Annotated in this window: 15 protein-coding genes and 1 riboswitch; of the genes, 9 read left to right on the plus strand and 6 right to left on the minus strand. The window is 42.6% G+C overall.

Annotation, left to right across the window (positions count from 1 at the left end; genetic code table 11):
* Nucleotides 1–10 precede the first annotated feature (10 nt).
* From CXM95_RS06415 to efp, 6 genes are all read left to right on the plus strand, one after another.
* Nucleotides 11–772, plus strand: coding sequence for a hypothetical protein (locus tag CXM95_RS06415; protein ID WP_016613236.1), 762 nt, complete (start codon nt 11–13; stop codon nt 770–772).
* 409 nt (nt 773–1,181) lie between these two features.
* Complete coding sequence (locus CXM95_RS19180) at nt 1,182–3,035, plus strand: pectate lyase-like adhesive domain-containing protein (protein ID WP_233499098.1); 1,854 nt, start codon at nt 1,182–1,184, stop codon at nt 3,033–3,035.
* Complete coding sequence (locus tag CXM95_RS19185) at nt 2,989–4,188, plus strand: WxL domain-containing protein (RefSeq protein WP_233499099.1); 1,200 nt, start codon at nt 2,989–2,991, stop codon at nt 4,186–4,188. The genes CXM95_RS19180 and CXM95_RS19185 overlap by 47 nt, the downstream gene beginning before the upstream one ends.
* Before the next feature lie 362 nt (nt 4,189–4,550).
* Nucleotides 4,551–5,120: a DUF2179 domain-containing protein gene (locus CXM95_RS06425; RefSeq protein ID WP_005236782.1), complete on the plus strand. Its 570-nt coding sequence runs from the start codon at nt 4,551–4,553 to the stop codon at nt 5,118–5,120.
* A gap of 104 nt (nt 5,121–5,224) precedes the next feature.
* Entirely contained in the window at nt 5,225–6,163 is a 939-nt protein-coding gene (locus CXM95_RS06430) for a cation diffusion facilitator family transporter (protein ID WP_101699587.1), read from the plus strand.
* Between the two features lie 74 nt (nt 6,164–6,237).
* Nucleotides 6,238–6,798 carry an elongation factor P gene (gene efp, locus CXM95_RS06435; protein ID WP_005229668.1) on the plus strand — a complete coding sequence of 187 codons (561 nt, stop codon included), beginning with the start codon at nt 6,238–6,240 and terminating at the stop codon, nt 6,796–6,798.
* Nucleotides 6,799–6,860: 62 nt separating this feature from the next.
* Here efp and CXM95_RS06440 read toward each other — a convergent pair whose 3' ends face one another.
* Nucleotides 6,861–8,072, minus strand: a complete 1,212-nt coding sequence (locus CXM95_RS06440) for a chloride channel protein (protein WP_086299712.1) — start codon at nt 8,070–8,072, stop codon at nt 6,861–6,863.
* Nucleotides 8,073–8,166: 94 nt separating this feature from the next.
* A riboswitch (Fluoride riboswitch) is annotated at nt 8,167–8,239 on the minus strand.
* Between the two features lie 231 nt (nt 8,240–8,470).
* Here CXM95_RS06440 and CXM95_RS06445 point away from each other — a divergent pair.
* Nucleotides 8,471–9,163, plus strand: coding sequence for a hypothetical protein (locus tag CXM95_RS06445; protein ID WP_101698924.1), 693 nt, complete (start codon nt 8,471–8,473; stop codon nt 9,161–9,163).
* An 83-nt stretch (nt 9,164–9,246) separates the two neighbouring features.
* On the opposite strand, the gene CXM95_RS06450 is transcribed toward CXM95_RS06445, so the two are convergent.
* On the minus strand, nt 9,247–9,525 hold the full coding sequence (locus CXM95_RS06450) for a GIY-YIG nuclease family protein (protein WP_005236776.1): 279 nt from the start codon (nt 9,523–9,525) through the stop codon (nt 9,247–9,249).
* Nucleotides 9,515–10,249 (minus strand): tRNA1(Val) (adenine(37)-N6)-methyltransferase, encoded by a 735-nt coding sequence (locus CXM95_RS06455; RefSeq protein WP_005236774.1) that lies wholly within the window; start codon nt 10,247–10,249, stop codon nt 9,515–9,517. The genes CXM95_RS06450 and CXM95_RS06455 overlap by 11 nt, the downstream gene beginning before the upstream one ends.
* A 137-nt stretch (nt 10,250–10,386) precedes the next feature.
* Between CXM95_RS06455 and CXM95_RS06460 the strand changes: the two genes are divergently transcribed.
* Nucleotides 10,387–11,022 carry a lysophospholipid acyltransferase family protein gene (locus tag CXM95_RS06460; RefSeq protein ID WP_005229679.1) on the plus strand — a complete coding sequence of 212 codons (636 nt, stop codon included), beginning with the start codon at nt 10,387–10,389 and terminating at the stop codon, nt 11,020–11,022.
* 53 nt (nt 11,023–11,075) lie between these two features.
* On the opposite strand, the gene CXM95_RS06465 is transcribed toward CXM95_RS06460, so the two are convergent.
* The 3 genes from CXM95_RS06465 to anmK all read right to left on the minus strand — a co-directional run bounded on the left by CXM95_RS06465 (nt 11,076) and on the right by anmK (nt 14,763).
* The gene (locus CXM95_RS06465) at nt 11,076–12,167 is read right to left on the minus strand and encodes a DUF871 domain-containing protein (RefSeq protein WP_086299589.1); all 1,092 of its coding nucleotides are present in this window, start codon (nt 12,165–12,167) and stop codon (nt 11,076–11,078) included.
* Between the two features lie 118 nt (nt 12,168–12,285).
* Nucleotides 12,286–13,581, minus strand: a complete 1,296-nt coding sequence (locus CXM95_RS06470; RefSeq protein WP_008379718.1) for a PTS sugar transporter subunit IIC — start codon at nt 13,579–13,581, stop codon at nt 12,286–12,288.
* Between the two features lie 21 nt (nt 13,582–13,602).
* Complete coding sequence (gene anmK / locus CXM95_RS06475) at nt 13,603–14,763, minus strand: anhydro-N-acetylmuramic acid kinase AnmK (RefSeq protein WP_086299588.1); 1,161 nt, start codon at nt 14,761–14,763, stop codon at nt 13,603–13,605.
* Between the two features lie 254 nt (nt 14,764–15,017).
* Here anmK and CXM95_RS06480 point away from each other — a divergent pair, with 254 nt between their 5' ends.
* Nucleotides 15,018–16,139 (plus strand): exonuclease SbcCD subunit D, encoded by a 1,122-nt coding sequence (locus CXM95_RS06480; RefSeq protein ID WP_005236763.1) that lies wholly within the window; start codon nt 15,018–15,020, stop codon nt 16,137–16,139.

Consider the following 16,139-nt stretch of genomic DNA (forward strand, 5'->3'; position numbering starts at 1 on the left):
ATGTAAGAGGATGAGTACAGTGGCAAATTATTTAGATGTGAAACGAAAACACTTCCGTTTTCCTGCTTATGATGATACAGACGGTGTGAAGCTTCAATCCGAGCATCGCCCCGCATTCAGTAAAGCAGATGATTGGATTTTAACCGAAATCAAAGATCCCGTGAGTCATTCTCACAAGGAAGAAAATCAATCTTTGCAGCGTAAAGTGCATTCCAGCCAACGCGATCGAGGGCACAATGTTCGTCAAAAAGAAGAGCTTGCCAATCACCGTGCCAACTTGCCTCAGTACGGAAAACGTCCGGTGAAAGAGCAGATGCCGACAGGAAAAACCAATTTTTTTGGCAAAGAAGCGAACCATTCTTCTTATCAAGTGACTAGTAAGAAGGAAAAAGCTGAGGTTCCTGTTTCTTCAAAAAAAGAATATTCGGGACGCTCTTACTTCGTGCCTAAATATATTCCTGCATCAATTATTCCTGATGAGCAAAAACCTGAAATTACGCCGAACGATTTGATGGATGCAATGGCAAAAAAACAAGAAAGTTATTTGTTATTTGACACTGAACCAGCAGCTTATCAAGTCAAAGAAGAAAGCGATCCAACCGTCAAAAAATTCAATCGCCACCCCTCTGTTGGGATGACACGCAGCGAGTTTCGGGCCAACAATAAAAAAAATGGTGAGAAAAAACGGTCCGTTTTAGATCGATCATTAAAAGGAATGATTGAAGACGATCAACAAGAAGAATCTTCAAATGGCTATTTTCGTTCTAAATAGTAGAGACAGTTACTCTTAATAGAAGTAGTCCTTTGAGCATAACGATGAATGATTTCAGCTAGATGGCGAACATCTAGCTGTTTTTTTTGTGTGCTGAAACTGCCGATTTCACAAAATACTTAGTCGAATTACATTTTTCACCGACTGAGGAATATTCTGATTTTACTAAGCAATAGCGTGGGCTATAGAATAAAGTGAAACGATCAAAACCATCGTTATTTATAATGTTTGTTATTTTAATTGGCGATTTCTTTTGTCATTTAAAATCGATGGCAGGATTGTGGTTTTCTGATCAGCCGTAATTGAAAAAAGGAAGCAAGCGTCCTGATGGTTATAGCTGCTCTTTGGGAAGGACTGATCCATGATCGATTTCAAGGGAAAGATACGCTGAAAGGTGGGGCATCAACAAATGAACAAAAAAAAGAGAATGGTATATTTCACCATCATTATTGGCTTACTTGGAGGACTCTACTTTTTTTCAACCATGAGTGTGTTTTCTTCAAACATTTTCTTTGCTGCACAGCTGGAGGAAGAAACGGTTGCGAGTGACCCATTCGAACCGATACGAGAGAAAGAGGCTGAGGGAAAAGTTGCCATTTATTTTGATGAATCAACGAAAGCCGGGACTGTAGGAGACATGTTACTAGTTGCGTTTCATACGGGCCGTCCCATTAGTGAAATAGCGATCCGGTTGCCGCAATCTGCGGTTTTTGTTGAAGAGGAGTTGCCAAAGGGAGTCAAAATTACGTCAACCACTGAAGAGAATGGTTGGAAACTAACGACTGATATCCCTAGAAGTGATTTTTTGGTTCCATTGGTAGTTGATACAGCAGGGGCGTTTCCATTTGAAGTAGCAGAATCAATGATAATACTTGAAATAAAGGAAGCACGGGAGACAAACCCTACGTATACACAAGAGGATGCGCTAACCGATTCGAGTGACTCCACTGATCAATTGGATCAATTGGATCAAGAGGATCAAGAAGATCAACTAGCAGAAGAGAAGGAAATAGAAAGCCAGCTTCCTGAGGCATCAGCATCTGATCCTGGCAATCTTTATCTTTTAGGCGACGATGTAAAAAAAAGAGGAGTTGCTAATTGGATCGAATTTATGGCTGCAATGGTCGATCCGACGGTCAATTATATTTATTTGACAGCCAGTTTTCAAACGAACGATAATCCTCGTTTAGGCATTACGGGAATTGACGGCTGGAGCAGCAGCGTCAATCCTAATGGCGGATTAGCCTATGTTTATATCAATGCCAGGGAAGTCTCAAGAACGTTAATCATCGATGGCCTCGACAAATATCAGATGGATCTTAGAGCCGTAGCGATCTGTTTCCGCGATTCCAGTGTCAATCCAGATTCTCCATGGGACATTACTTTGCAAAATTTGGAACTCTACCATGGAAACTTTTGGGGGGCAATTGAATACCATGATTTGAATATGTCAAATCAGCAGCGTTCAATCATTCGGTACCACAATCTCAACCATACGGGCAATCAGTTGTTTTACGGGTTGCACTCTCGAGCCAGCTTTTCTGGACATTCTGTTTCACACCAAACGCCTAGATATACATCAGACTTCAATGCTTCTTGGATGATTCACACAAATACTCAGGCGAATTTTGAAATCAACCAAATAGAGCTTCGTGAGGGAGCAAACGTCGAAATGTCGACGATCAGCTCAGGAAATCTTGATTTTTATAATACAAATGCGCGTCTCGTATTAGGGGATAATGCCCGACTATCATTAAATGCCAACGGTTCAGCTGGTGAAGCAGGCGGTGCTAATATTCGCTTTGTCGCTGGCAATGGACGCATTGAGTTAGGAAAAGGCGCGGAATTGACACTAAATACACAAAACAACAGCCCAGCAGTCATCACATCAGGCACGCCCCATGATATTCGATTAATGGAAAAAAGTCGCTTGTCGGTTGCTGCTGCAAACCGAACGTTGTACAGTCATATTTTCTGGTTAAGTGCCAATACGCATATCACCTTAGAAGACAGCAGCACCTTAGAGGTTGAAGCAACAAATCAAAATACAACCGCAAATCTTCCACTTCTCTGGCACGACTGGCAATCTCAACGTAGGCAAAGATGCTACCTTAGATATTCGTTCGGACAGCCCACAAGCTGTCCAACGGCTACTTTTCTTTACCGGTGCCAACAATCCCGCAAGATTGACGATCGACGATGCCAAGCGTGTCAATTTGCAAAGAACCCGCGCCATAACGACCACCACAAATGGTCTAATTGAAGGGGGAGGAATCACTGCAAAGAATCAGGCGATTCGCCAGTGGCGGCATGGAAATACAGGAGAGACAGTTGATTTTCAGTGGCAACCGATTCTGTCCATGACTGCGGCGATTTCAGGAACCAATACCAATGTGACCAATGTATCTTCGCTAAATGAGGAAACAAGTCGAGGGTTTGCCTCGCAGTTTGCTTCTCGTTCACAACGTCTATTATTTGAGAGAATCCCAGACATCACGGTGACCATCGATCCTTTGACAGAAGATAGAACCTTACCTAATGCCTATACGATTTCGGGAACCGCCAATCCTGGTAGCTACCTTCGATTCCAAAGAGAGGGACTGATGCCAGAACCGACGCTTGAAACGCCAGTCGATAGTGCTGGCAATAGCACGTATTTTCACACCCAAGCGGATGAAAACGGGCATTATTTACTTGATCTATCTGATTTAGAACCTTTCCAGTATTTTACTCAAGGTGAGGTGGTCACCGCTCAGGCATTTCTTGATGGCAAATGGGCAGAAGCATCAACCACTGTGGAACCCATTGGTGACGTAGACCCAAAAGATCCCCTTGATCCTGATCAACCGATTCTACCTGAAAATCCACCCTTGATACCAGAAAATCGCGGGTTTATCAGTATAGACTTTGTTTCACAATTCGATTTTGGTACAGTACCGATTCGCTCGTCGACAAGCCGCTATCCGGCGCGTCCGCAACGAATTTCTTTAGTGGATGATCATGAATCAACCGAACGACCAAACTACATTCAGGTTTCCGATCGTCGATTTCTCCCAAATGGCTGGACCTTGAGTGCCCGATTATCAGAGGAAGGGTTCGTTAGCACGGAAGCGTTTAAGCACCACTTAAAAGGAGCGAGTGTGCATTTGACGAATATTGAAATGGTTACCTCTAGAGAAAATCCCTCTGAAGCACCAGACTACGTTGATGCAATCGAGCTGGGACCGCAGAACCAAGTGATTGCACGTGCCAATGAAAAGCAAGGGGCGGGAACTTGGATTCAACGCTATGGAAACGAGGATACCATGCAAAAAAGTGTCGAGCTGGAAATCCCTATTGGCGCGAGGCCACAAGCAACAAGTTATCAAGGAACCATCCATTGGGAGCTGAGTTTCGTACCTGGTGCTGACGAATAACCCCTTGGAAAACAAGTAAGCATGTTCTGCAATCGTGAATATGATCGAACACTGTAAAAGTTGCTCAGACAAAAAGAAGTCCAGTTGCCATTGGACTTCTTTTTTGTCTGAAACAGACGAGCGGTGGTTTAAACTGCTTTTCCCACTTTGGTGGATATGCTTTTCGATCAATAGAAGAGAGTGAAACCACAGGCAATGGACCAATGAGCAAAATCATGACATGGTAGTGATCAATGAAATCACTTAAGCACTATATCTTCCCCAGTATAAATTTTATTTAGCTATTTTAGTAATTAAATCCTGCTCAAATATTTTAATTTTCTCTTGCCTTTTGATATGCTAAGAACAAGGGGGAATCAAAGATGGAAGTTGATCTACAAATGCTGGCGATGATTTTCTTTATCAATCTCGCCTATGTTACATTGAACACACTGCGATTTTTATTGACAATGAAAGGGTATCGCGTGATTGCCCCATTAGTGAGTATGATCGAAATCACGATCTATATTTTAGGCTTATCTATGGTATTGGATCGTTTGGATAACCCGCTGAATCTCTTATTCTATGCATTAGGTTATGCTGCAGGAGTCAGTATTGGTATCAAAATCGAAGATAAGCTGGCTCTGGGCTATACAATGGTCACAGTGATCCTACCTAGTAATACGGATGAGGAAAAAAGTTTGCCTAAGATCTTACGACAAGAAGGCTACGGAGTTACACAAAGTTATGGAGAAGGCTTAGAAGGGCCACGACTGATTTTAGAGATTCTTTCCCAAAGAAAAAGTGAGAAAAAGCTCTATCAAACCATCAAAGCGGTGGAAGAACGAGCGTTTATCATCAGCTATGAACCCAAGTATATCTCAGGTGGATTTTGGACCAAAAAAATCAGTCGCCGAGAAGCAAAGTTGAAAAAACAAGCACCTGTTGATTGAAGAAACTCAGTCAGCCGTGATTCATTTGAGAAGAATAGCAGAGTAAAAGACAGGGAATTTATTGATGAGAGGAAGCGTAAGGTGTGGAAAAGAAAGCAAATGGTATGATGGCGGTCATCGCTGCCCTGATCTCAAATATTTTGGTGGCTATTAGTAAGTTTGTCGGTTATGCACTAAGTGGCAGTGCAGCCATGTTGAATGAAAGCATTCATAGTGTCGTGGATTGTAGCAATCAAATCTTTTTATTGATCGGGGATAAACGGGCAACAAAGGGCCAAAGTGAACTGCATCAGTTTGGAGAAGGTCGGGCGAAATATTTTTTTAGCACGATCGTTGCGATGATGCTCTTCTTTGGTGGGGGCGCACTCGGTGTGATGGAAGCGGTAGAAAAGCTGCTGCATCCTGCCCATGAAGTTGGTAACGCTTGGTTGGTGATCGCTATTTTGATTTTCGGGATGATCGTTGAAGGAAGTTCGTTGTGGATCGCGATCAAGGAGATCCGCGAACTGAATGTGGAACGTCAACCAATCTATCGTTTTTTGAAAGAAAGTCGGCATATTGAGATTCTGATCATTTTCACAGAAGACTTTTGTGCAATGATCGGCCTAATGATCGCACTATTTGGTACGATTTTAACCATGATTACGGGTAACGCATTTTTTGATGCCTTCAGTGGTTTATTGATTGGTCTTTTATTGATGGTAGCAGCCATTTTCTTAGCCCGCGAATTTTACAGTCTACTGATTGGCGAAAGTGTCACAAAACGGGATCTAGCAGTGATCAAAAGAGCATTTGAACGGCCAGATGTTGATCGCTTGATTGATGTTAAAACGGTGCATTTAGGACCATCAGAAATTTTGATTGCGGCAAAAGTTGATATTGCCTCGAAACAAGAAGAGGTCGGCTATGAGATCATTAATGAGATTGAAGCCGAGATTCGACACCAGATGGCAGATAAAAAAGTCTATATTTATATTGAGACAGATGAGTATGACCCTCACTATATGGAGAAACGCCGTAAACTTGTGCGACCTTCCCACTGATTTAGCTAGAATAAAGCAGCTTTTTTTGATACAATAGACAAGGATTATCACATAGTGAAGGAGATTTCAAAATTATGATCAATGCAAGTGACTTAAGAGCTGGAATGACATTCGTTCAAGACGGCAAACTTATCAAAGTATTAGATGCTAGCCATCACAAACCAGGTAAGGGAAATACGGTTATGCGTATGAAATTACGGGACGTTCGGACTGGTTCGACTTATGATACAACCTTCCGTCCAGAAGAAAAATTTGAAAAAGCGCATATTGATACGAAAGCTGTACAATATCTATACACAATGGATGATACAGCATTCTTCATGGATCTGGAAACGTATGAACAATATGAAATTCCAGTTGAAGTGGTAGAAGAAGAAATGAAATTTATTCTTGAAAACATGGAAGTAAAAATCCAATTCTTCGGCAGCGAAGTAATCGGCGTTCAACTACCATCAAGCGTAATCTTAAAGGTTGTTGAAACACAGCCGTCGATCAAAGGGGCGACTGTGACTGGTTCAGGCAAGCCAGCAACGATGGAAACTGGCTTAGTTGTCAATGTTCCTGACTTTGTTGAAGAAGGCGAAATGCTAGAAATCAATACAGCTGAAGGTACCTACTTAAAACGTGCGAAATAAGAAAAAAACCGCGACTTGTTCGCGGTTTTTTCTTTTGCTCTGGAGGAGGGATCAAAAGTGAATCATTTCCCGTCTGCCAATGATTTTTGTAAGGGATAAATACTATAGGGTTTACTGATAAAGTAGGCGACGGAGCAGACGATCACAAACAAGGGCAGATTTTCAAAGCCAAAGACTTCCCCACCGATAAAGATCGGTGCAAATAAAGTGCTAGTAGCACTGCCAAAGACACTGGCATAGCCTAGGGCTGCCACCAGTTCGATAGGCAGTCCGAAGAGCGGTGCCAGCACGACGCCCAAAGAGGCGCCGATCGCAAACAAAGGGGTGACTTCTCCGCCCAAAAAACCAATACTGATAGTCAGTACAGTTAACACCATCTTAAGCAGCCAGTCATAAGAATAGATTGGTTGATTCGTGAAACTAGCGCTGATCAAATTCGTTCCTAAACCTGAATAACGACCATGATACAAAAGGACAAAAAGTAAGACTAGCACGAGTGAACCGATGCCAATGCGCCAGAGAGGATGAGGAAAGCGTCGTTTCATGATCCGTTTCATCGTTTCTAATAATCCCGCAAAGCTGCCACCAACAATACCAAATATTAAGCCAATCAAAAGTAATTTCAGAAAAACAGCCAAAGTCAAATCGGGGGACGGTGACAAAGCAAAACTAAATTTTTCTAATCCTAACAATTGAGAAGTCGTACTAGCGGTGAAAGCAGCCAGCAAAGTTGGTAAGAGTGCATGATGACTGAATTTACCGATGACAAGTACCTCCAGTGCGAAGAACGTCGCAGCGATCGGGGTTTCAAATAAACCAGCAAATCCCGCAGCCATCCCAATCATGATCAGGGTGCTGGCGTACTTTTCTAGTCGCAGCCATTTTCCTAAGCGATTGGCGATGGTGGCACCTAACTGAACCGCAACCCCTTCTCTGCCAGCGCTTCCTCCAAATAAATGCGTCAGCCAGGTTCCCACCATTACAAAAGGAATCAAGCGCAACGGAATGTCTTTTTCTTCTTCATGTCCGACTAAAAACACTAAATTCATTCCCTGAGGACTTCGGTCACCGTACTTTTGGAACAGGTAAGTAAAACAAATGCCGATAATGGGTAAAAAGAGAATCAAGGGCAAAAAATGACTATCACGAAAGGCGCTTAAGGAAAGTAGGATCTTCCCAAAGAAGGTGTCGACGGCTCCAGCGAATACGCCAATAACCAGACTGACCACACCTAAAGCAGTCAGTTCCCAATTAGTTGTTTTTTGTTTCATCATTTCTATCACGATCCTTTAAAAAGAATATAGGAACAATGCTCCTGCAAATACGACGACCTAGTGAAAATAAAAAAATGACTGCTACACACTAAAAAAAGTGGTAGAAGTCATTAGCAAAATTGCGGTTTCAGTAAGAACTGAGGGAGACATTCATTCCCGATTAGCATTAATATTATCTGATAAAACCCTCCTTTTGTCAATGGATGTTTGTTGTGAAAAGCAATTCATCTAACACTTATCTTTTCTACATAGTTATGGTAAAATTAATCTCATAAGAACTTATATGGGAATTGAGCGCCTTGAGGATAATTGGCATGAAAAGGGATGAAAGGACGATCCTTCTACTGTTTGACCAAAGGTAAGACAGTGAGTAGTGAGGAATCGAAGAGGAATAAAAAATGGTTGCATTTATGACGAGCGAAAAATGGCTGCAAAGTGAGCGTTTTTATTATGTGATCCTACCAATTCTCATGGTAGTTGGTCTGATTGCGTTATTAGGGTTCCTGATGGTTCTGCTTTATCGAGAAAACCGCAACCCAAAAGTGACGCTATTGCTTGGCGGCATAGTCGTTACGTGTCTATTAGGTTTTTTTATTGGGGATCAAGTGTATGGTGAATTCAAAACGTATAATGCGCTGATCACACCGAATATCCGAGATCGCGAAAAGATGTTTCTAGGCTATAAATATTACGAATCTGATACTACAGCAATTTATCAGCGCATCCAAAGCAATGAAGCGATTGAAACTTTAGGAATCTATCAAGCAATACCGGTGGAACGGGAGATTGAATTTCTTGGTTCTGCTCATAACTCCGTATATTTTAAAATGGGCGCCCAGGTTTACTATGCTCGCTATCAACCGACTTTTGTGGATGAGGAAACAACTGCTAAACTGCAGGGGGTTCAATATCATTTGACTGATCCTTCCTTTGAAATAATTGGTTTCTATTCCGAAACCAACAACTATTTAACGGCAATCACGATTCCAAAGTCCCAAGAAACCCTCGAATATCAATCCGTTGATTCTGTGATCCCGAAAGAATTTGGGAAAAGTCAAACCCAATGGGCGTTACCGAATAGGAATGAATAACGATAAAAAAACTACCTAAGTCACGAAAGAAAGCTCCCTCAAGAAGGAAACTTCCGTGCGCAGGTAGTTTTTTGCATGCTTGGTCAGAGAACATTGCTTTTCCTATGACTGATCAGGTAGTCCTCTTTCTTTTTGCGAGGCAATTTTTTGAAGGCGGCTTCTGCTTGAGTGGCTTTACTACGAGTGGAAAAGCTTTCCGCATGGATCATTTGCAAGGGTCTGCGACTAGCGGGACGGGTATATTTTGCCCCGATGCCTTTGTTATGCTCTAATAAGCGGCGACTCAAATCGGTAGTATAGCCGCCGTAAAAGGATTGGTCGTTGCAACGTAAGACATAAAAGTAATGGTTGTCAGCAGCCATAGAGCATCGCCTTCACTTCTGGACTATAAGAGCCCGTTTCATCATAGGTAATGAGAGGAGAATCAATTTTAAACCCTTCCGCCTTACCATCCTTGATTCCTTCAATCAATAAAATATTGGCCTCTTTGCCTACTTTCGGATAGACGAAGCGGACTCGTTTTGGCGCGATTCGATGGGTGCGCATATGGTCCAAAATATCGAGAAAGCGATCCGGGCGATGAACCATCGCAAACCTTCCATTCATTTTTAACGCTTTACTGGCGGTTTGGATCACTTCATCTAAATTTGTGGTGATCTCGTGCCGGGCGATCGCTAAATAGGGATTCGGGTTTTTGATCGCCGTCGGTATATTTTTAAAGTAAGGCGGATTGCAGACCAAAAGATCGACGGAATCAGGTTTGATTTTTTGAAAGAGATTCTTCAAATCCATAGGATAGACCGTCAGCTGTTCTTGCAAGTCATTTAATTCGATACTGCGCTGCGCCATATCCGCTAAGCGTTCCTGCAATTCGACCTGATAAATATGAGCAGTCGTTTTTCTGCTGATAAATAAACCGACTGCGCCATTCCCTGCACAAAGGTCAACGATCACACCTCTTTTTGGTACTCTAGCGTAATTGGCTAATAAGACAGCATCTAATGAAAAAGAAAAAACTTCGGAACTCTGAATAATCTTGATGTCATCGGCATACAATTGGTCAATGCGTTCGTTCGGTTGCAACATGAAGCATACTCCTGTTCTAAATTCATTTCAATGTATTATACTACGATTAAGAATAATGGGAAACGCTAAAAAAGGCTTGTCATTTAAACCGTTTTTTTGCATACTTGAATAGGAGAGAAATAGAAAGGAAAATGAGTATGTTTTTTCGCTTTATGCGCGGTGTGGTTCGCGTAGTATTATTTTTGATCAACGGCAATGCTCGTTATCAAAACAAAGAGGTTTTACCTAAAAATGAAAACTATATTTTAGTGGCTCCTCACCGAACCTGGTGGGATCCATTGTACCTAGCAGTGGCTGCTCGGCCAAAGAAATTCAGTTTTATGGCGAAAGAAGAGCTGTTCAAAAACCCGATTTTACGGTTCATTTTGATTCATGCCAATGCTTTTCCAGTCAAACGGGACAAGCCAGGACCGAGCGCGGTAAAGACGCCAGTCAAAATCTTGAAGGAAACCGATCTTAGCTTGATCATGTTCCCAAGTGGTACGAGACATGCAACGGCCTTAAAAGGTGGCATGGCGTTGATCGCGAAAATGGCCAAAGTCAAGATCGTTCCCTCTGTTTATCAAGGACCGCTGACATTAAAGGATTTATTTAAACGCAAGCGAGTGACTGTCCGTTTTGGGGAGCCAATCGATATCAGTGACATCAAAAAGATGGACAAAGAGGGCTTGGCGGAAGTGGAACGGCGCATCCAAGGTGCATTTGACACACTGGATCAAGCGATCGATCCGTCATTTGTTTATCAAATCGATGAGTCCAAAAGAGAAGATTAATACCTAATAAAAGCCGTTGATCCTTTTGTGATCAGCGGCTTTTTTCTAATGATTTAATCCAACAATTCGAAAGCAAATTTGGTCCATGGTTTCAAATATTCCAACAAAGGCAACTCCTCTTTTGGGATAGCACCGACTTTGTTTTTTCGGGCGTCTTGGTGAGGGGTCAAAACGATCTGCAATTCGTTTTTGTACTGACCAAAGGTATCATTGCCGATAACGATGTCCCCATAAGCAAACGGTTCTTGGTTTGTATGAGGGAGGTTTTCGATGGGACGGTATTTCACCCGTGATTGTGTGGAACGAGCGACTAACGCATTACTGTCACCGCGACGAAAATGATTGGTTTCAGCTAATATCCTCCGTTCGATTTCGCTGGCTTCTGCTTCTACGGAAACGCCAAAGGTCAGTTTGTAGCGATCGATCGCCGCCAGAGCTTTCAGTTCTGCATCCGACGCATAGGCATTGCCAATAATCACCGTATCGATCAACCCAGAAGCAAAAAGCAGCTTTCCTTGCAACGCCAAAGGTAAATCGCGACAAGATTCTAAGGTTGGCAGGCCATCATTGACTTCCCAAGGGCCAATTTTGGCTGATTGACTAGTGATGAAGGCGGCTGTTTTCAACCCATATTTTTTAAAACGTTGACTGCAGTTGCGGAAAAAAGCCTCCGTTAAGCCTGTGCCTCGTTGGGGGTAAAAATTGTGGCAGCCATATAAAAAAGGTTCATTGGCTTGATAAGAAAGGATATTTTCTAAATAGTTCACATCATTACTCATGTTTAATTCAATCGCCAAGCCGAATGGATTGAAGGTCAGTTGGGCTTCTTTGCTGCCATCAAACCCTTGATCCAAGCGGATACCGTCCGCACCTAATTCTGCAAAGAAGCTTAGATCGTCATAAGAGATCGCCAGATCACTAAAAACAGCTGGGGAAATATCTAAAATCGTTTCAAACCCAAGGTTCTTGGCAAACCCGATAATCGAAGAGAATTTTTTTCTGACGATCTCTTTGCCTTCACTGACTTCTAGCATACTCATAAATAAGCGAGAGTAACCAAGGGCAGCAGCTTTTTTTAAATAGTCTTGATCCAGTAAAGGATCGCTATGGTCGGGGTAAATCGAAAGGCCAATTTCTCGTTTCAATGGTTTTCCCTCTTTCTAAAAAAATCGTACGAAGCACCTCTTAGTATCGAAAAATGCTGCTGTGGAGCGCTTCTTCCGATTGTCTTGATGGGTGCTTCGTCCGACCTTTATCAACAAATTATTGTGTGACTGGTTGATTTTCTTTTTCCAATTCGTTTTTGTCATAGATTTTTACGAATGGGTAATAGATCAGAATCGATAAAAGAATCAAAAGAACATTCAGCACGATCGCACGCCAATCGCCGCCAGTCGCTAAGAAAGCACCAATTGGTCCAGGCAATGTCCAAGGGGCATTGACCGTGACGGCATTGACTAAACCTGCTGAGGTGGCGACCCATGCAATGACACCATTGATTAAAGGCGCAATGATGAATGGTGGGATCAAGATTGGATTCAAGACGATCGGTGTACCGAAAATCAGTGGTTCGTTGATGTTGAAAATAGCTGGAATTAAGGCTGTTTTTCCTAGTTTGGAACCGAATTCCGATTTTGTGCGAAAAGCTAACAAAATAGCCAAACCAATCGTTGAACCAGCCCCACCAATCCAGATGAACCATTGATAAAATGGTTCGGCTGCAATATTGGGAATCATATCTCCCGATGCAAGCGCTGTTGTATTTCCTTCTAACAACTGTAACCATAATGGACGAGCCAGTGAACCAACGATAGAAGCACCATGGATCCCGAATGACCAGAAGAAGGTCGTCAAGAAGGTGATCAAAAGCACACTTGGCAAGGTATCTGCGGCACTGACTAAAGGATCGACCACTTTTGCCACGATCGTGTGCCAGTCAAAACCGATATAGTAAGTGATCGCGCCCATTCCTAAAATGATCACTAAAGTGGGAGTCAAGGCTTCAAAAGAGCGAGCGACTGCAGGTGGGACTTGTTCTGGCATCGTGATTTTAAATTTCGATTTGTCCGTTAACCGATAGATTTCAACGGCAAGAATCGAGGTGATGATCGCCACGAACATACCAGCACTCCCTAAATTGGCCATTGGCAAGACAAAACCGACCGTTCCAGCTGCATCCAACGCTTCTGCTGGGATATTGACCGGGGTGAAGGTCAGTAAGAAGGCGGTCGTTGCTAAGATCCCGCCCGAAAGACCATCAAGCTTATAAGAGCGAGAAAGACTGTATCCGATCCCGAATGCAGCATACAAGCTCATAATGTACATCGTCATTCGATAAGGCAATAAGATGGTTGTGGCATTGCTAGACAAGAATTGATAGATGCCCCAACTTTGAGGCAGCGGTGGAAAGGCTAAAATCATAAAGAACGAACTGACGATAATCAATGGCAATGTTGAAACGATCCCGTCACGAACCGCTCGCAAATGACGCTGGCTGCCAAGTTTTTCCATCGGTCCTGCCAGATGGCGTTCGATGAACTGAGTGAATTTATCTAACATGGTTTATCCTCCTAAGATGTTTTACATTTTTGTTTCCCATGGATTCGAAATGATTTTTCCTAAAATCACGCCTTGGGCTGCCCCGGTTGCTGCAGGGGCATTGTTGACACGGCTGTGAAGGGTTTCATTTCCTAAGATGGCGAAAGCCACCGCTTCTTTGGCATCGTTCGAACCGCCAATGTCATCTTGTGTTACAACGGCTACTGTTTCGGGTAAATAGCCTTTGATCATCTCAATCAGCAGATGGTTATGGGCGCCACCACCTGAAAGAATCACTTCAATATCATTTGTTCCCAACTGAGGGAAAATGAACCTTTGGTAACTGTCAGCAATGGAAAATGCGGTGAAATCGGTTAAAGTCCTCACCAAGTCTTCCGATGCTACTTGGGGATATTCGGTCATTAGCTGCTGCACAAAATGTTTGCCAAATTGTTCACGTCCAGTGCTTTTCGGCGGTTGCTGGGACAAATAAAAATGAGTTCTTAATTCCTTTTGCAAGGTGGGTATAATTGCTCCCGCTCGGGCTGTTTCGCCAAACGCATCATAAGGCTGACCGAATAGCTGAACCATTAGTTCATCGATGACCATGTTTCCTGGACCTGTATCAAAAGCATATAATTCGCTTAAGCCACCATTTTTAGGCAGAACCGTAACGTTGCCGATGCCGCCAATATTTTGCAATAAACGATTTTTATCGTTTGATTGATAGAGCAGATAGTCCGTATAAGGTACAAGGGGCGCTCCTTGCCCGCCAGCAGCCATATCCATCACTCGGAAATCGGCGACGACTTTCGTTTGTAAGCCATAAGCAATAATCGAAGGTTCGCCAATTTGCAAGGTGCTGTTTTTCGCTGGATCAGCATCGGGGGAGTGCCAGATCGTTTGTCCGTGGCTGGCAACAAAATCAATGCTTTTTTCTTCAATACCGGCTTTTTGGCAGAGGATTTGACACGCTTTCAAAAATTGATACCCTAATTCAGTATTTAATTGGCAGATGAGGGGAACATTTGATTCCACCGGATCACAAGCAGTTTTTATTCGTTCCTTCAATTCTTCATCAATGGGCAGTGTGAGCATTTCCATCAGCTGGACGTCAGTTTCGATACCGCAGCCGTTGATTTTTACTAAAGCAGCGTCGATTCCATCCAAACTGGTTCCTGACATGAGTCCTATTGCAAGCATATCGTTTCTCCTTTCTTTTAGAATAGTGATGAAAGCGATTGTTGAATTCGATTTCACACTCATTGTAAATGAAGTGTAATTATATTTCAAGATATAAATTTATAATTGAAAAAACATTTCAACATAATGATGTTAGGTGTTCGCTATTTTTATCAAAAATGGGTGGTAAATGAAATTTCGCTGGAAGAGAGATGTCTAACGATCAGGGAAAGTGGTATAATGATTGGAAGGATATTTTTTAAGAAGGTGAAGAAATGCGCTTTATACATACAGCTGATTGGCACATCGGAAAAAAACTACATGGCTATGATCTGCTGGAAGACCAACGAGCAATCATTGATCAAATCATAGCGCTAGCAAGAGCAGAAAAGGTCGATGCCATCGTCATTGCGGGGGACCTTTATGATCGTTCGGTTCCTGCTGTTGATGCAGTCAAATTACTAAATGAAAAAATCGCTGAAATCAATTTAACGAATGAACTGCCATTATTGGCTATCTCAGGAAATCATGATAGTCCAACTCGTTTAGAAACCGGCAGTCAGTGGTTTCAACAAACACGCTTTTACCTGTCCACCAGCATCGAACAAAGTTTGCACCCGGTTGAGTTTGACGATACACAATTCTTTTTACTACCGTATTTCGAACCCATCGAGGCCCGCTTGTTTTTTGATGAACCATTAATGAAGATTTCTGATAGTGTCCAAAGAGTCATTGAGGAGATGACCAAGAACTTTGACTCGTCCAAAAAGCAAGTGCTAGTGACCCATTTTTTTGTGGCGGGTTCTAGCCAAACAGATTCAGAAACAAAAATTCAAGTTGGCGGATTGGACAGCGTACCGACCACCGCTTTTGCGCCTTTTGATCGGGTTGTTTTAGGCCATTTACATGCCAATACGGCTCTCAAACACCCAAAGATCGGGTACAGCGGCTCACCACTGAAATTTTCCCTTTCTGAACGGACGAACCAAAAAGGGATCTATCTTATTGATACCGTAAAAGATACCAATGAATTTATTCCACTGACACCAAAAAGGGATATCCAGCAGCTGACGGCGTCCTTTGAGGAGTTGATCGATCCGGTTTTTTACCGTGATCTGGATCGTGAGGCGTTTTGGCATTTTCTGCTGACGGATCGTGCTGTGATTCCAAATATGATGAATCAGTTGCGAAAAATCTATCCATTTATTTTGTCTGTCGAACGGTTGAATGGACGAGAACAGACGAAAAAAAGACAGCTAACGACACGAGAAACCGACCCGCAGACCTTGATCAGTCATTTTTTTCAAGAAATGACGGGAGATTCATTGCTCGATTCACAAACCAAATGGATCGAACAAGGATTAAATGAAGCATTTGTCGTGGAAAAGAGGGAATAG

The sequence above is a fragment of the Enterococcus sp. CR-Ec1 genome (assembly GCF_002850555.1).
Classification (GTDB): domain Bacteria; phylum Bacillota; class Bacilli; order Lactobacillales; family Enterococcaceae; genus Enterococcus_D; species Enterococcus_D entomosocium.